This is a genomic window from Sulfolobus acidocaldarius SUSAZ (assembly GCA_000508305.1).
In the GTDB taxonomy this organism is placed as follows: domain Archaea; phylum Thermoproteota; class Thermoprotei_A; order Sulfolobales; family Sulfolobaceae; genus Sulfolobus; species Sulfolobus acidocaldarius_A.
In genome coordinates this window covers 1,198,414-1,217,906 of the sequence record CP006977.1, presented here as the reverse complement: position 1 = coordinate 1,217,906, position 19,493 = coordinate 1,198,414, and the positions used below count along the sequence as shown (strand labels likewise).

The 19,493-nt window shown below is 34.0% G+C and carries 28 protein-coding genes and 2 tRNA genes; 22 read left to right on the top strand and 8 right to left on the bottom strand.

Annotation, left to right across the window (positions count from 1 at the left end):
* Positions 1-13: 13 nt before the first annotated feature.
* Both SUSAZ_07030 and SUSAZ_07025 read right to left on the bottom strand, forming a co-directional pair.
* Positions 14-1,111, bottom strand: a complete 1,098-nt coding sequence (locus SUSAZ_07030) for a peptidase M24 (protein ID AHC51718.1) — start codon at positions 1,109-1,111, stop codon at positions 14-16.
* The gene (locus SUSAZ_07025; protein ID AHC51717.1) at positions 1,089-2,030 is read right to left on the bottom strand and encodes a molybdenum cofactor biosynthesis protein MoaA; all 942 of its coding nucleotides are present in this window, start codon (positions 2,028-2,030) and stop codon (positions 1,089-1,091) included. Before SUSAZ_07025 ends, SUSAZ_07030 begins: the two co-directional genes overlap by 23 nt.
* A gap of 72 nt (positions 2,031-2,102) precedes the next feature.
* Here SUSAZ_07025 and SUSAZ_07020 point away from each other — a divergent pair, with 72 nt between their 5' ends.
* Positions 2,103-2,267: a hypothetical protein gene (locus tag SUSAZ_07020; protein AHC51716.1), complete on the top strand. Its 165-nt coding sequence runs from the start codon at positions 2,103-2,105 to the stop codon at positions 2,265-2,267.
* On the opposite strand, the gene SUSAZ_07015 is transcribed toward SUSAZ_07020, so the two are convergent.
* From SUSAZ_07015 to SUSAZ_06995, 5 genes are read right to left on the bottom strand one after another with little or no spacing between them, the layout of a single operon-like run.
* Complete coding sequence (locus SUSAZ_07015; GenBank protein ID AHC51715.1) at positions 2,239-2,913, bottom strand: hypothetical protein; 675 nt, start codon at positions 2,911-2,913, stop codon at positions 2,239-2,241. The genes SUSAZ_07020 and SUSAZ_07015 overlap by 29 nt on opposite strands.
* Position 2,914: 1 nt before the next feature.
* Complete coding sequence (locus SUSAZ_07010) at positions 2,915-3,070, bottom strand: hypothetical protein (GenBank protein ID AHC51714.1); 156 nt, start codon at positions 3,068-3,070, stop codon at positions 2,915-2,917.
* Between the two features lie 37 nt (positions 3,071-3,107).
* Complete coding sequence (locus tag SUSAZ_07005; GenBank protein AHC51713.1) at positions 3,108-3,995, bottom strand: cysteine synthase; 888 nt, start codon at positions 3,993-3,995, stop codon at positions 3,108-3,110.
* A gap of 47 nt (positions 3,996-4,042) precedes the next feature.
* Positions 4,043-4,264, bottom strand: a complete 222-nt coding sequence (locus SUSAZ_07000) for a hypothetical protein (protein AHC51712.1) — start codon at positions 4,262-4,264, stop codon at positions 4,043-4,045.
* Positions 4,264-4,659 (bottom strand): peroxiredoxin, encoded by a 396-nt coding sequence (locus tag SUSAZ_06995; GenBank protein AHC51711.1) that lies wholly within the window; start codon positions 4,657-4,659, stop codon positions 4,264-4,266. Before SUSAZ_06995 ends, SUSAZ_07000 begins: the two co-directional genes overlap by 1 nt.
* A 53-nt stretch (positions 4,660-4,712) precedes the next feature.
* On the opposite strand from SUSAZ_06995, the gene SUSAZ_06990 reads away from it, so the two are divergent.
* Together SUSAZ_06990 and SUSAZ_06985 are read left to right on the top strand one after the other, a co-directional pair.
* Positions 4,713-5,702 carry a hypothetical protein gene (locus tag SUSAZ_06990; GenBank protein AHC51710.1) on the top strand — a complete coding sequence of 330 codons (990 nt, stop codon included), beginning with the start codon at positions 4,713-4,715 and terminating at the stop codon, positions 5,700-5,702.
* Between the two features lie 61 nt (positions 5,703-5,763).
* Complete coding sequence (locus SUSAZ_06985) at positions 5,764-6,816, top strand: histidine kinase (protein AHC51709.1); 1,053 nt, start codon at positions 5,764-5,766, stop codon at positions 6,814-6,816.
* Here the strand turns inward: SUSAZ_06985 and SUSAZ_06980 are convergent.
* Positions 6,806-7,978 (bottom strand): nicotinate phosphoribosyltransferase, encoded by a 1,173-nt coding sequence (locus SUSAZ_06980; GenBank protein ID AHC51708.1) that lies wholly within the window; start codon positions 7,976-7,978, stop codon positions 6,806-6,808. The two genes, SUSAZ_06985 and SUSAZ_06980, sit on opposite strands and share 11 nt — an antisense overlap.
* 66 nt (positions 7,979-8,044) lie before the next feature.
* On the opposite strand from SUSAZ_06980, the gene SUSAZ_06975 reads away from it, so the two are divergent.
* The 19 genes from SUSAZ_06975 to SUSAZ_06885 all read left to right on the top strand — a co-directional run bounded on the left by SUSAZ_06975 (position 8,045) and on the right by SUSAZ_06885 (position 19,169).
* Positions 8,045-8,509 carry a 30S ribosomal protein S19 gene (locus SUSAZ_06975; GenBank protein AHC51707.1) on the top strand — a complete coding sequence of 155 codons (465 nt, stop codon included), beginning with the start codon at positions 8,045-8,047 and terminating at the stop codon, positions 8,507-8,509.
* 12 nt (positions 8,510-8,521) lie between these two features.
* Complete coding sequence (locus SUSAZ_06970) at positions 8,522-8,869, top strand: DNA-binding protein (protein AHC51706.1); 348 nt, start codon at positions 8,522-8,524, stop codon at positions 8,867-8,869.
* The gene (gene rpl39e, locus SUSAZ_06965; protein AHC51705.1) at positions 8,866-9,021 is read left to right on the top strand and encodes a 50S ribosomal protein L39; all 156 of its coding nucleotides are present in this window, start codon (positions 8,866-8,868) and stop codon (positions 9,019-9,021) included. The genes SUSAZ_06970 and rpl39e overlap by 4 nt, the downstream gene beginning before the upstream one ends.
* Positions 9,022-9,025: 4 nt before the next feature.
* Positions 9,026-9,415 (top strand): 50S ribosomal protein L31, encoded by a 390-nt coding sequence (locus tag SUSAZ_06960; protein AHC51704.1) that lies wholly within the window; start codon positions 9,026-9,028, stop codon positions 9,413-9,415.
* A complete protein-coding gene (locus SUSAZ_06955; GenBank protein ID AHC51703.1) occupies positions 9,412-10,083 on the top strand; it encodes a translation initiation factor IF-6 in 672 nt (223 codons plus the stop codon). Before SUSAZ_06960 ends, SUSAZ_06955 begins: the two co-directional genes overlap by 4 nt.
* Before the next feature lies 1 nt (position 10,084).
* The gene (gene rplX / locus SUSAZ_06950) at positions 10,085-10,345 is read left to right on the top strand and encodes a 50S ribosomal protein LX (protein AHC51702.1); all 261 of its coding nucleotides are present in this window, start codon (positions 10,085-10,087) and stop codon (positions 10,343-10,345) included.
* A 5-nt stretch (positions 10,346-10,350) separates the two neighbouring features.
* Positions 10,351-10,791 (top strand): prefoldin subunit alpha, encoded by a 441-nt coding sequence (locus tag SUSAZ_06945; GenBank protein ID AHC51701.1) that lies wholly within the window; start codon positions 10,351-10,353, stop codon positions 10,789-10,791.
* Positions 10,788-11,897, top strand: a complete 1,110-nt coding sequence (locus tag SUSAZ_06940; GenBank protein AHC51700.1) for a cell division protein FtsY — start codon at positions 10,788-10,790, stop codon at positions 11,895-11,897. Before SUSAZ_06945 ends, SUSAZ_06940 begins: the two co-directional genes overlap by 4 nt.
* A 33-nt stretch (positions 11,898-11,930) precedes the next feature.
* Positions 11,931-12,110, top strand: a complete 180-nt coding sequence (locus SUSAZ_06935; protein ID AHC51699.1) for a preprotein translocase subunit SecE — start codon at positions 11,931-11,933, stop codon at positions 12,108-12,110.
* Positions 12,111-12,123: 13 nt separating this feature from the next.
* Positions 12,124-12,582: a transcription antitermination protein NusG gene (locus SUSAZ_06930; GenBank protein AHC51698.1), complete on the top strand. Its 459-nt coding sequence runs from the start codon at positions 12,124-12,126 to the stop codon at positions 12,580-12,582.
* Positions 12,583-12,589: 7 nt separating this feature from the next.
* On the top strand, positions 12,590-13,102 hold the full coding sequence (locus tag SUSAZ_06925; protein AHC51697.1) for a 50S ribosomal protein L11: 513 nt from the start codon (positions 12,590-12,592) through the stop codon (positions 13,100-13,102).
* Positions 13,099-13,764, top strand: coding sequence for a 50S ribosomal protein L1 (locus tag SUSAZ_06920; GenBank protein AHC51696.1), 666 nt, complete (start codon positions 13,099-13,101; stop codon positions 13,762-13,764). The genes SUSAZ_06925 and SUSAZ_06920 overlap by 4 nt, the downstream gene beginning before the upstream one ends.
* The gene (locus SUSAZ_06915; protein ID AHC51695.1) at positions 13,761-14,768 is read left to right on the top strand and encodes an acetoin utilization protein; all 1,008 of its coding nucleotides are present in this window, start codon (positions 13,761-13,763) and stop codon (positions 14,766-14,768) included. The genes SUSAZ_06920 and SUSAZ_06915 overlap by 4 nt, the downstream gene beginning before the upstream one ends.
* A gap of 41 nt (positions 14,769-14,809) precedes the next feature.
* Complete coding sequence (gene rpl12p / locus SUSAZ_06910) at positions 14,810-15,127, top strand: 50S ribosomal protein L12 (GenBank protein ID AHC51694.1); 318 nt, start codon at positions 14,810-14,812, stop codon at positions 15,125-15,127.
* 40 nt (positions 15,128-15,167) lie between these two features.
* Positions 15,168-17,891, top strand: coding sequence for an alanyl-tRNA synthetase (locus tag SUSAZ_06905; GenBank protein AHC51693.1), 2,724 nt, complete (start codon positions 15,168-15,170; stop codon positions 17,889-17,891).
* Entirely contained in the window at positions 17,854-18,489 is a 636-nt protein-coding gene (locus tag SUSAZ_06900) for a hypothetical protein (GenBank protein ID AHC51692.1), read from the top strand. Before SUSAZ_06905 ends, SUSAZ_06900 begins: the two co-directional genes overlap by 38 nt.
* Before the next feature lie 27 nt (positions 18,490-18,516).
* Positions 18,517-18,608: transfer RNA gene (locus SUSAZ_06895), tRNA-Arg, on the top strand.
* 35 nt (positions 18,609-18,643) lie between these two features.
* On the top strand, positions 18,644-19,000 hold the full coding sequence (locus tag SUSAZ_06890; GenBank protein ID AHC52534.1) for a hypothetical protein: 357 nt from the start codon (positions 18,644-18,646) through the stop codon (positions 18,998-19,000).
* 96 nt (positions 19,001-19,096) lie between these two features.
* A tRNA-Gln gene (locus SUSAZ_06885) sits at positions 19,097-19,169 on the top strand.
* Positions 19,170-19,493: the final 324 nt, after the last annotated feature.

Below are 19,493 nucleotides of genomic sequence, written 5' to 3'. Positions count from 1 at the left end.
TTGATTGGTCTTTTTATAGATACTTATAAATAGTCTCAAGTACGATAGGTTTCTTCTTTGTGAGAATTATTGTATCTTCAATTCTAATTCCGAACTTTCCTTTAAGGTAAATACCTGGCTCTACTGTAATTACCATATTCTCTTCAAGTATAGCATCAGAACTCAATGAAATGGAAGGATACTCATGAATCTCTATTCCTACACCATGACCAGTCGAATGAACGAAATATTTACCGTATCCCGCTTTCTCTATTACATTTCTAGCTATCCTATCGATTTCTGATGCTCTTGTTCCATCTCGCACTGCGTCTATTGCTTCTTCTTGGGCTTGAAGGACTATTTCATAGACTTTCTTTACTTCATCATTGTTACTCTTAACGAAAGTTCTAGTACTATCAAAGCAATAATTATTATATCTTGCACCAATATCTATTACCGCATTTTCACCATTTTTGATAGTTCTATCTGTTGGAATATGATGTGGAAAAGCGGAATTCTCAGCAAAAGCAACAATAGAGGAGAATGCATATTCTTCAGCTCCCTCATTCCTCATTGTCATATCTATTAATCCTGCTAACTGTTTCTCTGAAACGGATTCTTCATGAATTTTCTCAGAGGAGATTTTCATAGCCGAACTCGTAATATCCCCTGCTTTCTTTATAAGTTCAAGTTCTTCAGGCTCTTTCTTAGCTCTTATAATGTAAAAATCTTTAGATACATCCACAAGATTTTCACTACTAATTTTCTTAGATAAGGAAAGATAAAACATTGAACCTGAATATAGCATGTCTATCGCAATCCTTCTATCAGTCTCTATATATCTTGAAATGACGTCCACTAAACTACCCCTAATTACGTCATCAGAAACTTGATAAGAACTGTATGCAACTATCTCTATCTTATCTCCTACCTTAGATTGTGCTCTATTTTTCTCTAGAACCGGAACTACAAGAATGGGAACACTATCATTATAAATTAAGGCTACAGTATTGGCAAAATCTGTTGATATGTAATCGTAACCAGTTAAATAAAATATATTTGCTCCACCAATAATAATAGCATTTTTTACATCTCGTTCCTCCAAAATTCTATCCAGTTTTTGAAGTCTCATACTTAAATCTAAAGTTTGGCTCCCTTATTAGAATTGCTAATCTATATGCCTCCCTTAATAACTCTTCCTTTTCTATTATGCTGTAACTACTTTTAATGATGTCGCTAATATCTATAACCTTATCATCTCTGTATAAGCATGTTTTTAATTTTCCGTCTACTGTGAGCCTTATTCTGTTACAACCACTACAAAATATAGGATTGGCGTAAGGTTTAACAACTTCAACCACAAGATTTCCACACTTATATCTTGGTCTCTTGTGTTTATTTCTGATCTCTATCAAAGTACAATCCTCGTTCAAGCGACCTTCAATATCTAACATATCAACGTGAGTATAGAAAGCCTCTTTACCTAAACCTACTGGATGTAACTCTATTAGGTGAATTTCGTCTATATTACTGCCACTTGCAAAATTAATAAACTCAAATACACCTTTAGCATTCTTTCTTGTTACAACGTAATTTAGTTTTAATGGTCTTAATCCTACTTTCTTAGCCTCTTCTATTCCTTCGACAACTTTACTTAGAACATTAACTCCTGTCACCTCTTTAAAAATGACTGGATCTATAGAATGCAGACTAATATTAACTCGATCTAACCCTGCGTCCTTTAATTTCCCAGCTAATTCTTTTAACAAATATCCATTAGTGGTCATGGAGACTTCTTTTATACCAACCTCTTTCAACTTAGATATTATTTCGGGTAAATCTCTTCTTAATGTAGGTTCTCCGCCTGTGAGTTTCACAGTCCTTATCCCGAATTCCATTCCTATCTGAGCAACTAGGCTAATTTGATCTGCACTTAACAGACTATCACCATCATTTTCTCCTTCCATATGGCAAAAGAAGCAAGTGAAATTGCAAGCATGGGTAAGTGTAATTCTTAAATCTTCTAATTCCCTACCATAAACGTCTTTCATTACATTTTTAACTTCGTTTTAGACCCTAATAAATTGATGAGAGAATTACTCTGCCCAAGATGCAATATTAAAATGGATTTCATAGTGGAAGCTGAGAATACAAGTGATGGAAAAAGACTGATCAGATACTTTTACAGGTGTCCCGCATGTGGAACCAGAATTAATGATGAACTGATAACAGTATCAAAGTCAGAAAATAACGAGTTACTTATAAGAATCTCTCGATGGCTTTTCTAAGGTAAGAATAATGAAATAATGGAATAAGGCTAATTAGTGAAATATATTTTATATCGAATATTTCCTTTGCCTCCTCTTTTATAGGGTTATAACCATCTAAAAAGGAATTTACAACTTCATAAAAGAGTTGAGGGTTTTTAATGAACTTGTAAGATATTGAAAAAATTGTGACCAATAAATCCCAGGCAAAGTGGGATACAGAATCAGTTTCTATTGACTGTTCTGCATCTATTACAGTTATTATTTTATTGTCTTGAGGTATAAGAAAATTTTCAACTTTTGTATCTCCTAGTGCAAATCCCTTTGAATGAATATACTTTAAAGAATGTCCTAATTCAAAATAATCTTCACTTGCACTAACTTCTCTACCTTCTAAATATTCCCTGTATAAACACATAGAATCAAGGTCAAAGTCTATAATTTTAGGTACTATTATACTCGTCCACTTATACGTAAAAAAGTTTATTTCTCTGCTCATTCTCTCTAAAGGACTAGAAGTATACGGATAACTCCTAAATGCAGGAGATATAAAATACCACTTGAAACTAGTAGAGGAATTGTAACATTTTAGTACTATTTTCCTATCTCCACTATCCACTACTTTTGTTTGTACGTATATATTTCTGAAAAAATCCTCTATCTTCATTTTATTTATTAACTATACCTCTAACCCTAATTAATTCACCGTCATCATATATTTCTTCTTGTTTAATATCATTTAATATATTTCTTACATCTACATTTCTTGGAGAAAAATCCAATATATCTCCTTTTTTATTCAAAATTAATATAACTTCAGTCACGAAATAATAGTTGTATCGTAATACCTTAAAAAATTATTTACAAACCATCTTTTAGTTCCTCTACGTATTTGAAAGCATCGTCAGGGAATATAAGTATAGTAGCTCCTTTAGTATCGCTCAATTTTTTATAAGCAGCCACTGTAGCCCCTGAGCTTAACCCTACTAAAATTCCTGACTTCCTAGCAACTTCTTTTACACCTTCTAAAGCGTCTTTAAAACCAACATCAATTACTGAGTCTATTTTAGCAATTTTAACGAAGTTATTATCTTCCGTAACCCTTTTAATTCCTGGTATTCTCTCTCCTTCACTTGGCTCTACACCTATAATTTCGACTTCGTCACCGTATTTTTCCTTAAAGTATTTAGATACACCAACTATATGACCAGCTGTACCCATGCTTGCGATAATTCGCTTTATTTTAATACCTGCAGCATTAGCTTGTAGATCAAGTTCTTTGGCAGTGGTTTCATAATGAGCAATAACATTTACTTCATTATGAAATTGATCTAAATGTTTATAATTTCCTAATTGACTCATCTTTTTTACTAAAGGCAAGATCTCAATCGTTGAAGTGCCTGCTGTAATTACTTCAGAACCCAATAACTTAATCATTACCTTAAAAACTTCAGGTGAAGTGGTTGGGACAAATACTGTAAACTTAATGTTAAATATAGAGGATAGAGCAGCCATAGCAATTCCCATATTCCCTGATGTAGCCTCTACGATATTCTCTGTTTTTTCCCTTAATGCCTGCTTAAACAAAAATAGCGCTGTTCTATCTTTTATACTTCTACTGAACGGATTATAAAATTCCAATTTCCCCCATACGTTCTCTCCTATATTTAACCTTAGCAGAGGAGTGGGCCACATTCCCTCCATTAAATCTATAGTATTTTCAAAAATGTGGAACTCCTTTTGGGACACAAATATTGATCGCCTTTATACACTATGCTTGCTATTGGTTTTAAAAATTACTCTCCTTTATTGACCCTGATTCTTACCACATATTTTTCTCCATCCTTATTCCATCCCAGATACTCGTTTCCAGTCTCCCTACACCATTTATCTAGTTCCTGAACCACAGCCTGCCATTTACTTTTAACTATAATTTCGTCCTTATCCTTAGCCTCTTTAAATACTCTTAAGACTTTGAGTAAAATAACCGGGCATATATCATCTGAATCTATTGTAATCAAAGCGAAATCACCACCTCTGATTCCTTAGCATCTTTTAGGAAGGAAATACTTCCAGATAATTTTACACCATCATATAAGTCGTCGGGACTAGCATTTAACATTTTAATACCTATCTCATCCACATAAAATTCTACTCCCTCTTTAATCGCTTCATTAATCATTTTCTCTATCTCAGGTAAATTAAGCCTTTTCATTTGCCTTCTTACAAAAAATCTTGCAAAAAAGGGTAACGAAAAAGACTTCTTACTTGATTTTAAAAATAACGTGACCGCTTGTGACACTACAAAAACCTTTACTTCCCAGCTCAGAGCTCTTGCTGATAATGCCAATGCTAATGCATGATAAAGTGAGTCAAGGCTATTGTTCGAAACTAATATCGTTAATTTTGCCACGTTATCTAAATCCTCATTAAAACTAAAATACTTTAGTCAGTCTAAGATTAACAATGAAAATAAGAGCATTAACTATATTTGCTTCAAATATAGATAAAGATAAAATAGAAAACTATGCTAACCAGTTATCTAGTATAAATGATAGTTTGATTTGGTCTAAGCGAATTGCGTTTCCGCCTAAATCCTTAAATGAAAAAATTATAGGAAAAATACCAGAAAACAACGACATAATATATTCTATTATTCACTTGTCTCAAAAAGATAATCTGTCATTAATAAAAGATATATTATCCGTAAATGAGAACTTTTACGGATCAATTCTACTTAATAACCCTTCTTACATAGATAATGTCTCAAAATTTATTTATGACCTAGAACCTCAGCTTGCTACAAGAGTAGCTGTTTTAATTTACGATGACTTTCTTACCACTCCGTATTTTCCTGTAGGTAGTGCAAACACATTGATAGACTCCATGGCTATCTCATTAATCTATCCAAGGGAATTCTTAGATGGTAATGCACAAAAAGCGCTTTCTGTTGCTGATGAATATGCTAAAAAAATTTCTTCCCAGCTTAAGCTAAAATATCTAGGTATCGATGTCTCTCTATCACCTTGGAAGGAAGAGAGTGTTGCTGAAATAATAGAGAAGAGGAGCGGAAAATTATTTTCCTTCGGAAATATGTCTACTGTGGCTGAAATAAATAAGGAAATTTTTGAAATGGCATGGAAATTGAAAATTACTCCCATAGGATTTTCAGAAGTAATGTTACCAGTTGCTGAAGACAACGTTCTAATAGAAAGAGTTAATGAGGGAACTTTAACGTTGCAAGGACTTTTTCTTCTTACATCTGTGTGTGTTGCAGGTATAGATATGGTGGTCATAAAGAAAGATTATGATTTAATAAGAAAAATTCTAAAGGATTCAATGGTTTTACAGATTGTTAAAAGAAGACCCTATGGAGTTAGGCTTATACCATCAACAGATAGTGGTTATGTTTACCTGAAAGATTATGGTAGAATACCAGAGATTAAAACACTCTGAAACATATTTAAACTACTTTTATAAGATATTGAAGTGTATATAACATGTAAAAGTGGTTAACATGGAAGTTAGAAGAGTTCAAAAATTTGGAAAATCTACACTAATGATATCTCTTCCAGCAGAATGGGTTAAAGAAGTAGGTTTATCCTCAGGTGAAAGCGTATATCTTGAAGTGGATGAAGATGGAAGCTTGAAAGTATATCCACCAAATATGAAAGTACAAAACGTAAGTAGAGAAATGAAAGTTTCCATATCTAACACAGTAATGCCTGAAATTATTACTAGAATTATCTATGGCTTATATATATTAGGTTTTGACAAGATCGACATAGAAAGTAAAGAGAAGGCATTTAGTGAAGATTTACTAAGAAAAATAAAGGAAGCTGTTAGAAGTTTAATAGGATATGAAATAACAACCCAAACCATAGATTACGTTCAAATACAGTCATTCCTTGACCCAACCAAATATACCATGACAAGTCTTCTCAATAGATTAGCAACCAATTTAAAGCAAATGCTACATTACCTTAATTTAGGAATAAAAGAGGCAAGTAGAACTTTTCTGCAGGAAACAGTAGAATTAGAGAAAGAAATAGATAGATTATATTACCTTGCGTTAAGACAACTTTTACTATCTCAAACTAACAGAAGCTTGGCTTATATGATAGGTGTCAAGAGAATACAACTTATCGGAAATAGAATTTTGATAAAAGCTATAGAAGAGGCTGCAGATGAGGTAAGTGAAGCTGTAAACGATCTACTTTCTCTAACTCCACAAGAACTTGAAGAAGTGAAGGATAACTGGAATAAAACATATGATTTAATAGAACAAGCAATAGTTCTGATTGACCATGCAACAAGAGCGTTAAGCAAAGAAGATATGAAGATAATAAATGAGACAATGGAGGAACTAAGAACATTAAGGAGAGTCCTAATAACAGAGTCAACCAATTTTGAAACAACAAATAGTAAAAATACTAAGAATTACAGAGTTTCAATAGTTGTTAGATCACTTCATCTAAGGTTATATAATGCTATAAGAAGAATGGAACCAATAGTAGAAATTGCGTTCAATAGAAGCCTAGAAAATATAAAGGAGATTCTTATAGATTAGGTAGCTTTTTAAGCTGCGATATAACATACTCCCTTATCTCCTTAGCTGTAGGTATATCCCTTATTATTTTACCATTCTCGATATACTTTACCAGTAAGGGCTTACAATTCAAATTAGCCGGTGGATAGTCGTCTAATAGAGTAATAATATCACTATCTGGTGAATCACCACACCTATATACCTGTTTAGCTCCAGGCCATTTACCTCTCTTGGTAAACGGAATCCATTGTCCATTCACGTACTTTTCAACGATATCAGCACTAAAATCAACGCTCTGTGGAAAAGATATGCTGGTCCCCACACCAAAACCGTCCACTATATCCCTTAATTTAACCACATCATCTTCATCTATCCCACCACTTACGAAGATCTTAATATGACCATATCCATGTATATTCAGAGTCCATCTAATCTCTTGGATAATCTTCCTGAAGTTTCCCCTTCTACTTGATGGAGTATCAAGCCTAACTCCATATAATTTATCTTTCAAAAGCTCAGCAGCCTTGAGAACTTCCGTTCTCTCATCCTCAAATGTGTCTGCTAATATTATTCTTGGTACATTAGAAGGCATAGCCTCATCAAAAGCTTTCCAAGCCTTTACATTATCCCCGACTGATAACATAAGCGCGTGAGGCATAGTACCTGTAGGCTCTGCACCTATTGTTTCTTGATTGAATGCCCCAGAGACCCCATCACAACCACCTATATAAGCTGCTCTATCAACCATAGGAGCTATTGCGGGATGTAGAGCCCTTAACCCAAAAAATAGAACTGTTTTATCTAACGCCAATTTCTTAATTCTAGCTGCTTTCGTTGAAATACTAGAATAGTGTCTCAATATACCTAAAAAAGCCGTTTCAAAAACACCAAAATCCAAATAGTTGCCTTCAATTATCATGACTGGCTCTACTTCCTTAAACAGAGTACCTTCTGGCATTGCATAAACCGTAACCTCTTTTCCTTCAAGTAATTTCAAAACTTCCTCCAGACCAGAAAAAATCGCCCAACTATATCCTTCTGGTAAGCCATATGAATGGACCTCCATTCTAACTTTGAGATCTTTTATTCCTAAATGTTCAAGAGTCCTTATAGTTCTATCGAAATATATATCAGTCATCTTCCCATCAAGTATATCCCTCTCGTTGGCTATGTAGAATCTCATCAAACCTCAACTTTAGTAAAACCAGATAACTTTTAAACCTTTAATCACGGAATAGATTGGAAGATCATGATAACAGTACAGATGGTTCCAGCTGATATTTTAATCCCTAAACTTGCAGAATATCTAAAGAATAATGTTAAAGAATTGAATCCACCAAATTGGGTCTACTTTGCGAAGACAGCATCTTTCAAGGAAAGAGTGCCTGACGATATAGAAAATTGGTGGTATATAAGAGCAGCCTCCCTATTGAGACACCTGTACATCTATAAAGAACCTATTGGTTTACAAAAAACAAGAAAATTATATACTGGTTCAAAGAGAAGGGGTACTAAACCGCCTAGATCTGTTAAAGCTCCGACTCATTCTATAAGAACAATACTTCAACAATTAGAAAAAGCGGGTCTTGTAACTAAAACTAGGAGAGGAAGGAGTTTATCACCAAAGGGCAGATCCCTTTTAGATAAATTAGCATACGAAATGTTTAAAGAGTTGGCTGAGAAAAAACAAGATTTGAAGAAATACTTACAATAGGGGTGATCTATTATAAGTGGAGAATATGATGAAGAATTAGATGAACTTCTGAAAAAAAGAGCAACAGAGATGCAAAGAAGACAATTAGAAGAAAGACAGAGAAAAGCTGAAATTGAAGCCCAAAAGGATGCTATATTAAGAACCATCTTAACGCCTGAGGCTAGGCAAAGACTTACTAATGTAAAACTAGTCAGACCTGAATTAGCAGAAGCAATAGAAAATCAGCTTATTGCGTTAGCACAATCAGGCAGAATTCAAGCACAAATAACTGATGATGAACTAAAACAAATATTAGCTCAACTTAACTCTCAAACCAGAAAAGATTATAAGATTACGATTAAAGAGAGAGGATGGAAATGAGCAAGCATAAGTCCTTAGGCAAAAAATTGAGACTAGGCAAAGCGTTAAAAAGAAACTCTCCTATTCCTGCTTGGGTCATAATAAAAACTCAAGCTGAGATAAGGTTTAATCCGTTAAGGAGAAATTGGAGAAGAAATAATTTAAAGGTGTGAATGAATGAGCCAGGAAACTACTGCTACTAAACAAGAAGAGCAAAAAACATCAGAATTACAACAACAGAAGAAAGAGGAACAAAAGCCGCAACAGGCAACAACTACAACGAAAGAAGAAAAGAAATCTAAGCCAGAGAAAGAAAACTTTGAAATGGTTATAAACTTTAGAAGAGTAATAATGGGAAGAAAAACTACCAGAACTAAAAGAGCCATAAAGTATGTGAGATATATGGTAAAGAGACATTTTGGAGCTGAAAAAGTAATTATTGATCCACTATTAGCAAAGGCAATAACCATAAATGGTAGAGATAAAATAGTAAGAAGAGTAAGGATAGCTGTCAAAAGAATCGGAGAAAAAACATATTTAGCTAGACTTGCAATTAAGAGTGAATGATCTTAGATAAGTTATCAATTTTTGGTACAGACAATATAGGTATTTATATATTTACTAATGATAAATATACAATTATACCTAAAATAGACGACAAAGAAGTAATAGAGAAAATTCAGGGAATACTAAAAACAGAAATTATACAGACTACCATATCTAAAAGCGTGCTAGTAGGTATTTTGGTTACAGGAAATAATGATGTAATCCTCTTACCTAGAACAGCTCTGGCAGATGAAATAAAGATCATAAAGGAACAGGCTAAAGACGTAAGAGTTGAGGTTGTGGATATTAGACCTACCGCTTTAGGAAATATCATATTATCCAATACTCATGGCGCACTTATTTACCAAGATCTTTCTGAGGCGGAAATAAATAAGGTAAAGAAAGCACTGCAGATTGATAATGCAATTAAGGGTACAATAGCGAATATAATTACAGTAGGATCAGTGGCAGTAATTACAGACAAAGCTGGTTTAGTACATATTGACGCAACTGAAGAAGAGTTGAAAAAATTGAGTGAATTATTTAAAGTAAAGTTAGATTCTGGAACTGTAAATTTTGGGAGCGTCTTTATAAGAAGTGGATTAGTGGCTAACAGAAATGGAGTTCTAGTAGGTTCCTCAACAACGGGAGCAGAGATTTTAAGAATCCAAAGAGCATTTAGTGATTAGTATGACTGAAGTAAAAATTTTCATGGTCAGAGGAACTGCCATATTTAGTGTGTCAAGATTTCCTACAAGTCAAAAATTCACAAAATATGTTAGAGCTTTAAATGAAAAACAAGCAATTGAATACATTTATAGTCAACTTGGTGGAAAAAATAAAATTAAACGATACAACATACACATACAAGAGATCAAAGAAGTTAAGGAAGATGAAATCACTGACAAGACAATAAGAGATTTAGCAAAGCTAGATAAAATTATAATGTGATAGAAATGAGTGAAGAAGCAGAGCAACAACAAGCGGCTGAATATATAGCATACCTGTATGATCAAGCAACTGCACTAAGACAATATATAGATACCCTTCAGAAGAACCTAGCAGAGGTACTAGAATCATTGGAAGCAGTAAGAGCGTCAAAAAGTGCCGTGGACGAGATAGGTAAGGAAAATCAGGAATACTTGTTATTTGGCGACAGAAAAGGCAATATAGTATTCAAGGTAAACAGTGTAGATAAGAATAAGGTTCTAATACACTTAGGATTAAATTATTACGCAGAAGTTGATCCACAAGCAGCTAAGAAAATTCTGGATGATAGAGAGCAACAGTTGGCTGAAGTATCTAAAAATATACAAGGTGAATTATCTAAGTCAATAGACGCCTATAATCAAATTGCAGAAATTCTTTCTCAAGTGCAAGGTAAAAAAGGTGAATAATTTGTTTTGATAGATTAAAAAAAGCATTCTCAAATTTTTTAGATAAAATTAGTGGAGAAGAGAATAAAAAGGAACCTGAAACCAGACAAACAGACCAATTAGAAAGTAAAAAAGAAGAGACTATACAACAACAGCAAAATATACAACAGCCACAAGAGGAAAATAAAATTGAGCAAAAACAGGAAAAAATTTCAGTTCAAACAGCTCAAGCAAATAAGCAGGAGAGTAAAAGATCCTTCTTTGATTTCCTGAAGTATAAAACGATAAAAGAGGACGACCTTAATAACGTAATAGAAGAACTCAGATTTCAACTTCTTGATTCTGACGTATCTTATGAAGTTACGGAAAAAATACTAGAAGATCTTAAAAATAATCTAATAGGGAAAAAGGTCAGTAGAAGAGAGGAAGTTGAGGAAATAGTAATAAATACTCTAAAAAAATCTATAACAGAGATTTTAACAAAAAATCAAAAAACAGATTTGATAGAAAAAATAAGAAGTAGTGGAAAGAAGCCATTTGTAATAATATTCTTTGGAGTTAATGGAGTAGGTAAAACTACTACTATAGCAAAAGTAGTAAACATGCTGAAGAAAAATAATTTATCTACGATTATTGCAGCCTCAGATACATTTAGAGCTGCGGCGCAAGAGCAGTTAGCTTATCACGCATCAAAATTAGAGGTTCAATTAATAAGAGGAAAATACGGTGGTGATCCAGCGTCAGTAGCATTCGATGCCATAAGTTTTGCTAAGAGCAGAAATATAGATGTAGTACTTATTGATACAGCCGGGAGAATGCATATAGACTCTGATTTAGTTGAAGAACTTAAGAGGGTTTTAAGGATAGCAAAACCTGATTTTAGGATCTTGATATTAGATTCGCTAGCAGGAAGTGATGCATTAGAACAGGCTAGACATTTTGAAAATAATGTTGGATATGATGCAGTAATTCTTACCAAAGTAGATGCAGATGCTAAAGGTGGAATAGCTCTTTCATTAGCGTATGAATTGAAAAAACCTGTAGTATATATGGGAGTAGGTCAGAATTATGACGATTTAATTCCCTTCTCACCAGACTGGTTTGTAGAAAGGATATTCAGTAGTTAAAGTTAAAATTCGTAAATGAAAGTTTTTAGTATAATGAAAATTTCTGACATTATAAAAAGGCTACGAGAAGACTGGAAGAGAATAATTAGTGTAGCCAAGAAACCAGACAAAGATTCATTTAATTACAGTATTAGGCTTACACTTTTAGTTATGGCTGTAGTTGGTCTCATCGCTTACATTGTACAGTTAACTACATCACTAATAATAAGGTAAAAAGGTGCTGTGAATGGAGGACTTCAAGTACAGAAATTATTACGTCCTAAGAGTTACAGGAGGACAAGAAATTAACGTGGCTCTTATTTTAGAAGAAAGAATAAAAACAAATAATATAAATGAGATCTTTTCCGTAGTAGTCCCACCTAATATAAAGGGTTATGTGATACTTGAAGCCACCGGACCTCATGTAGTAAAATTAATTTCATCAGGGATAAGACACGTTAAAGGAGTAGCTCATGGACTAATTCAGAAAGAAGATGTTACAAAATTTGTTTCTAAGTCGGTTGCATTACCCGCTGTGAAAGAAGGAGACTTAGTAGAGGTAATTAGTGGTCCATTTAGAGGTATGCAGGCACAAGTGGTGAGAGTAGAATCAACAAAAAATGAAGTAGTTTTAAATATTTTAGAATCCTCATATCCTGTTCAGGTTACAGTTCCTTTGGAACAAGTTAAACCTGTTAAGAGGTGACAGATAATTGCCTACTAAGACAATAAAAATAATGGTAGAAGGAGGTAGTGCTAAACCAGGTCCACCATTGGGACCTACCCTATCACAATTAGGACTTAATGTTCAGGAAGTTGTTAAAAAAATAAATGATGTTACAGCACAATTTAAAGGAATGTCAGTACCAGTCACAATTGAGATCGATAGCTCAACTAAAAAATATGATATAAAAGTTGGAGTACCTACAACAACATCATTATTACTTAAAGCAATAAACGCTCAAGAGCCTTCAGGAGACCCAGCCCACAAGAAGATAGGCAATTTAAACTTAGAACAAATTGCTGACATAGCAATTAAGAAAAAGCCTCAACTTAGCGCAAAAACTCTAACAGCTGCAATAAAGAGTTTACTAGGAACTGCAAGGTCAATAGGTATAACTGTTGAAGGAAAAGATCCTAAAGATGTGATAAAAGAGATTGATCAAGGAAAATACAATGACTTATTAACTAATTATGAACAAAAATGGAATGAAGCAGAAGGGTGAAGAAAGTGTTAGCGGATAAGGAATCATTGATAGAAGCCTTAAAATTGGCACTTAGTACGGAGTATAATATAAAAAGGAACTTTACACAAAGTGTGGAAATTATACTTACGTTTAAAGGAATTGATATGAAGAAAGGTGACCTTAAACTTAGAGAAATAGTTCCCTTACCAAAACAGCCATCTAAAGCAAAGAGAGTTCTTGTTGTTCCGTCCTTCGAACAACTCGAATATGCTAAAAAAGCGTCTCCAAATGTTGTGATAACTAGAGAAGAATTACAAAAATTACAAGGACAAAAAAGACCAGTGAAAAAATTAGCCAGACAAAATGAATGGTTTTTAATTAACCAGGAATCTATGGCACTGGCAGGAAGGATATTAGGACCCGCCTTAGGACCTAGAGGTAAGTTTCCTACACCTTTACCCAATACAGCTGACATCAGTGAATATATTAATAGATTCAAGAGATCAGTTCTAGTAAAGACCAAGGATCAGCCACAAGTTCAAGTATTCATAGGAACCGAGGACATGAAGCCTGAAGACTTAGCTGAGAATGCAATAGCCGTATTAAATGCAATAGAGAATAAAGCAAAGGTAGAAACTAATCTAAGAAATATTTATGTTAAAACAACAATGGGTAAAGCTGTAAAAGTTAAAAGAGCGTGATCGGTTTGGCAGTTACTACAACTAAAAAAATAGCAAAATGGAAAGTAGATGAAGTAGCTGAACTTACTGAAAAATTAAAAACCCATAAAACTATAATAATAGCTAATATAGAGGGTTTTCCTGCAGATAAACTTCATGAAATAAGGAAAAAATTAAGAGGAAAAGCCGACATAAAAGTAACTAAAAACAACTTATTTAACATAGCACTTAAAAATGCAGGGTACGACAGTAAATTATTTGAAAGCTATCTAACTGGACCTAATGCGTTTATATTTGCTAATACTAATCCCTTCGAATTACAGTTATTCCTATCAAAATTTAAATTAAAGAGATATGCCCTGCCAGGAGATAAGGCAGATGAGGAGGTTGTTGTTCCAGCAGGAGATACAGGTATTGCAGCAGGTCCAATGCTTAGTGTGTTCGGAAAGTTGAAAATAAAAACAAAAGTCCAGGATGGAAAAATTCACATATTACAAGACACGACAGTTGCAAAGCCTGGAGATGAGATACCAGCTGATATTGTACCAATATTACAAAAACTAGGAATAATGCCAGTATATGTAAAATTGAACATTAAGATAGCCTATGATAATGGGGTAATAATCCCAGGAGATAAATTATCAATCAACCTTGATGATTATACTAATGAAATCAGAAAAGCTCATATTAACGCATTTGCAGTAGCCACAGAAATAGCATACCCAGAACCAAAGGTCCTTGAATTTACAGCAACAAAAGCTATGAGAAATGCATTAGCTTTAGCCAGTGAGATAGGTTATATAACCCAAGAGACAGCACAGGCAGTATTTACTAAAGCAGTAATGAAAGCATACGCTCTTGCCTCTTCAATAAGTGGAAAAGTAGATTTAGGAGTTCAAATACAAGCACAACCACAGGTCTCTGAGCAGACAGCTGAGAAGAAAGAAGAAAAGAAAGAAGAAGAAAAGAAAGGACCAAGCGAAGAAGAGATAGGCGGAGGCTTATCATCACTATTCGGTGGATGAGTTTAAATATCACCTCTTTATGTATTTTAAGGTGATTATATATGGAGTACATATACGCAAGTTTACTATTGCACGCAGCTAAGAAAGAAATAAGTGAGGAAAACATAAAGAATGTATTAAGTGCAGCAGGAATAACAGTGGATGAAGTTAGACTAAAAGCTGTAGCAGCTGCTTTAAAAGAAGTAAATATAGACGAAATATTGAAGACAGCCACTGCCATGCCTGTAGCAGCAGTAGCAGCCCCTGCAGGTCAACAGACACAGCAGACAGCTGAGAAGAAAGAAGAAAAGAAAGAAGAAGAAAAGAAAGGACCAAGCGAAGAAGAGATAGGCGGAGGCTTATCATCACTATTCGGTTAATAAGAAAGTCTTTTTTACCATTTCAAATATCATTTTTACCATGGTCAAAGCAAACGAGAACGAGTACAGGTTAAACTTTTTTCTGTCAAGAGGATATGAGAGAAAAATTTGTAGATCCTGTTCTACTCCATTTTGGACTTTAGATAAGTTAAAGGAAAATTGTTCAGATGTTCCTTGTACTGACTATTACTTCTTTGATATCAACATTAAATCTCCCCCATTAACAGTAAGAGAATCAAGAGAAAAATTTCTAAGATTCTTTGAGAAGAGAGGACACACCATAGTTCCACCTAAACCCGTAGTTGCCAAGTGGAGAGATGATCTTTATCTCACTATAGCTAGTATAGTTGACTTTCAACCATTTGTAACGAGTGGATTAGCTAAACCACCTGCAAATCCACTAGTAGTTTCTCAGCCATGTATAAGACTAGAGGACGTGGATAACGTAGGAATAACATTTGGAAGGCACTTGACCACATTCGAAATGGCTGCTCATCATGCATTCAATTATCCTGATAAACAAATTTATTGGAAAGATGAAACAGTAGCATTTGCTAAGGAGTTTTTCACAGAAGAACTAGGAATCCCTGAAGATCAGTTAAACTTTAAAGAATCATGGTGGGAAGGAGGAGGTAATGCTGGTCCATGTTTCGAAGTAACAGTAGGAGGCTTAGAATTAGCAACACTAGTATTTATGCAATATGAAATTAGGGGACAAGATTACGTACCCTTAAAACTTAAGATTGTTGATACAGGATATGGTGTTGAAAGAATCGCATGGTTTACACAAAGAACCCCAACAGCCTTCCATGCAATTTATGGTAATTTAGTGGGTTCATTCTATAAAAAGATTGGCGTTAGCGAAGTAAACAATGAGTTACTTAAAGCTGCTGCTATATACGCAGGTAGAATAGATCCTGACATAAAAGAGACCATAACTACCCATAGAGAGCATTTAGCAAAACAATTAGGTCTCGATTTGAAGTATGTAAATGAGGAACTTACCAGAGCTGCCAGAGTATTTCAGGTCCTTGATCACACAAAAACAATTGCCCTCATGTTAGCAGATGGACTTGTACCCTCTAACTCAGGTGAGGGATATCTAGGGAGGTTATTAATTAGAAGAGCTCTCAGAGTCCTTAGATTATTAGGTAGTGATGTCAAGCTACATGAACTAATAAAGGATCAAATTGATTATTGGAAAGAAGATTTTCCACAGATGTTAAAGAATAAAAACTATATAATTGACGCAGTAATAAATGAGGAGGAGAAGTATAATGATACAATAAGCAAAATTCCTTCTATACTCTCAACGTTATCTAAAAAGAGCAAAGTTGACTTAGATGAACTAATTAACATATACGATTCTAATGGTATTTCCCCAGATCTAATATTAGATGAAGCTAGAAAAAGGAATATAAATATTAGTGTTGAAATTCCTCATAACTTCTACTCCATTGTAGCAAAGAAACATCAAAATGCTCTAGTAAGAGAAAATAAGAAGGATAAAATTCCCAAAGAAGTTATTGATGAAATAAACAATAAAAAAATAGAGCCAACTGTTCCTCTCTACTATAAAGATCAATATCTGAGGACATTCAATGCAAAAGTATTATTAAATTATAAAAATTTCCTAGTACTAGATCAAACAACATTCTATCCTGAGGGTGGAGGTCAAATAGGTGATACGGGAATTATAAGATCAATTGAAGGTAATAAGCAGGTCAAAGTAGTTGATACGCAAAAGTATAAGGGAGTTATTGTACATATACTTGACAAAGATTCCCCCTTCATTCAAGGAGAACAAGTATATGGTGAAATAGACTGGCAAAGAAGATATAGAATTATGAAGCACCACACAGTTACACATGTGATTTTATCAGCCACAAGAAAAGTATTGGGAGAACATGCATGGCAAGCAGGAGCTGAGAAAACAGAGTATAAAGGGAGACTTGACGTAACTCACTATAAGTTGCCTACAGAAGAAGAGATAAGGAAAATAGAAGATTTTGCTAACTACATAATTAATGACCGCAGAAAAGTTAGACCACTATATATTGAGAGGACTGAAGCTGAAATGAAATATGGAGTTTCTATATATGCTGGAGGAATACCTGAAGGATCTGAGATAAGACTAATAGAAATAGAAAATTGGGATATAGAGGGATGCGGAGGGACCCATCTCATAAACACCGGAGAAATTGGAGGAGTTAAAATAGTGAACGTCGAAAAACTTCAAGACGGTGTAATAAGACTAGAATATGTAGCTGGTGATATGGTATCCAATTATGCAAGACAACAGGACGAGAAATTAAATGAAATCTCGAAATTACTGAATTCGCCTATATCTCAGATTAATGTAAGACTCAAAAAACATTTAGAAGAACATGAGAACTTGCAGAATTTGTTAGACAAATACCGTAAAATCTTATTGGATAGAATACAAGAGATTGCAGAGAGAATAAGCGTCAATGGAATTACTATATATATATTGAGAGACTTCATAGATGAACAGCTTATAAAAGAAGTAATGAGGAAGATCACATCTAACAATCAAAATATTGTAATTAGTATCAGAGGCAAAGATACAAAGAACGTTGAAATAGCGACATCAAAGGACATAAAGGTTGATAAAATCGTGGATGAATTAAGGAAAATTGGTGGAAGAGGAGGAGGAAAAGGAACATATGGAAGTGTTTCAATAACCGTTGAAGAGGAAAAGATAATTGATACAATTAAGTCAGCAATTACTAATGGCGTATGAAGATTATAAGTACCTTTTAAACAGAGGATATAACAGAAAACCGGCTTTGGATCTAATTAGTTCAAGATACAATTTAGATAAAAAATCAAGATTGTTATTATATAGATGTGTCCACAGTGACGAAGAAATTCAACATATAAGAAGTAAAAGCGTGAAAAGTGTAACCTATGTAATACTAGACGGTTACAATTTAGCACTAACATTACTCTCTTTAATTTATGGTGATGAAATCTTTCTTTGTGACGATGGTTTTTATAGGGACTTAGGACTAGGTAAGAGAAAAAATAATTCAGAGGAAATCTTTGATATGTTGATCCTTCTCTCAGAATATTTAGATCAGAATAAGATAAAATTCGAAATCATTTTAGATTCACAGATAAGTAGGAGCGGAGAGCTCGCAGGTAAACTTAGATATAGAGGTATATATGCTAAAACTGTTAGAAAGACGGACTTAGAATTAATTTTAAGCAACCATGTAATATGCACGAATGACTTTTTGGTTTTGAACAAGGCAAGGCAAATATATAACCTTTTAGCAAAATTCATAAAAGATAGTAGGCTTGATACAACATTTTCCTTTTATAAGGAAAATCTTTAATTCTTAACCTGGCGAATATATTATCATGGACCCGTAGCTCAGCCAGGACAGAGCGCCGGCCTCCTAGTCGGCGCTGAGAAGACAGCCGGTGGTCCCGGGTTCAAATCCCGGCGGGTCCGCTATACTTTTAATTTAGTTTAATGAAATGTAAACTGTGTTTGCACCTTTACTTGACATTATACATGATATGAATGAAGAGAAAATTGTTGAAGCTGCAGACAAATTATTGAAACTATTGAAAGATACACAAGAGGAAGATCTATTAAAATTAGCTTATGAATTAGAGAAAGAAATTAGAAATTTAAAAGAGGAAGACGAGTTACTTAGATTTTCCATTCCTGAATTAGTAGACCAACTAAAACAAACAATTAAGGAGCTGAACGAATATAGAAAGAGAAAGATTAAGCTCTTAATTTCCATTCTTGTTATTAAACTAAGTGAAAATAACTTCCTTATAAGAGAATCAGTACTGAAAGGAAAAGTTGAAATAAAGCCACAGACCTATATGTAAAGGAGAATAATTATACTCTTAAAATTGATACAGTATTGACTACATGATACTAAATGGAAAGAAAGCTTTTTAGTTAAAATATAACAAAGTATACTTAGCCGGGTCGTCTAGCGGTCAAGGATCCAGGGCTTTGGCCCCTGGGACCAGGGTTCGAGTCCCTGCCCGGCTACCTTTGAAAGGTTAGGGGGATGAACCCTAATACTCCCACTTCTATCTTTCAATTTCAGGTAAGTCTTGACTACGTCAACCAAAACACTAACGTAAGTCTACTTCGTCTCACCACTTGGCTCTTCTCTATAAAGTAAACATAATACCGTCCATAGACTTCCCTTATTCCTATATCATCATATGATTTTATTATTTTATATTTCTATTAAATAAGTCTCGCTTATCAGAACAAATAATAGTTTTAACTTATATGCTAAATACTCTAATAACTCGACAATAATAATAAGAATTTAATTAGTTCTAATAAGTATTTTTCACTCGAAAC

Excerpts from the sequence above, each read along its gene's own strand:
- rplX (AHC51702.1), top strand. The coding sequence starts at position 10,085 with ATGACTGAAGTAAAAATTTTCATGGTCAGAGGAACTGCCATATTTAGT.
- SUSAZ_06985 (AHC51709.1), top strand. The coding sequence starts at position 5,764 with ATGGAAGTTAGAAGAGTTCAAAAATTTGGAAAATCTACACTAATGATA.
- SUSAZ_06990 (AHC51710.1), top strand. The coding sequence starts at position 4,713 with ATGAAAATAAGAGCATTAACTATATTTGCTTCAAATATAGATAAAGAT.
- SUSAZ_06975 (AHC51707.1), top strand. The coding sequence starts at position 8,045 with ATGATAACAGTACAGATGGTTCCAGCTGATATTTTAATCCCTAAACTT.
- SUSAZ_06935 (AHC51699.1), top strand. The coding sequence starts at position 11,931 with ATGAAAATTTCTGACATTATAAAAAGGCTACGAGAAGACTGGAAGAGA.
- SUSAZ_06905 (AHC51693.1), top strand. The coding sequence starts at position 15,168 with ATGGTCAAAGCAAACGAGAACGAGTACAGGTTAAACTTTTTTCTGTCA.
- SUSAZ_07025 (AHC51717.1), bottom strand. The coding sequence starts at position 2,030 with ATGAAAGACGTTTATGGTAGGGAATTAGAAGATTTAAGAATTACACTT.
- SUSAZ_07020 (AHC51716.1), top strand. The coding sequence starts at position 2,103 with ATGGATTTCATAGTGGAAGCTGAGAATACAAGTGATGGAAAAAGACTG.
- SUSAZ_06930 (AHC51698.1), top strand. The coding sequence starts at position 12,124 with ATGGAGGACTTCAAGTACAGAAATTATTACGTCCTAAGAGTTACAGGA.
- rpl12p (AHC51694.1), top strand. The coding sequence starts at position 14,810 with ATGGAGTACATATACGCAAGTTTACTATTGCACGCAGCTAAGAAAGAA.
- SUSAZ_07030 (AHC51718.1), bottom strand. The coding sequence starts at position 1,111 with ATGAGACTTCAAAAACTGGATAGAATTTTGGAGGAACGAGATGTAAAA.
- SUSAZ_06960 (AHC51704.1), top strand. The coding sequence starts at position 9,026 with ATGAGCCAGGAAACTACTGCTACTAAACAAGAAGAGCAAAAAACATCA.
- rpl39e (AHC51705.1), top strand. The coding sequence starts at position 8,866 with ATGAGCAAGCATAAGTCCTTAGGCAAAAAATTGAGACTAGGCAAAGCG.
- SUSAZ_06955 (AHC51703.1), top strand. The coding sequence starts at position 9,412 with ATGATCTTAGATAAGTTATCAATTTTTGGTACAGACAATATAGGTATT.
- SUSAZ_07015 (AHC51715.1), bottom strand. The coding sequence starts at position 2,913 with ATGAAGATAGAGGATTTTTTCAGAAATATATACGTACAAACAAAAGTA.
- SUSAZ_06980 (AHC51708.1), bottom strand. The coding sequence starts at position 7,978 with ATGAGATTCTACATAGCCAACGAGAGGGATATACTTGATGGGAAGATG.
- SUSAZ_06945 (AHC51701.1), top strand. The coding sequence starts at position 10,351 with ATGAGTGAAGAAGCAGAGCAACAACAAGCGGCTGAATATATAGCATAC.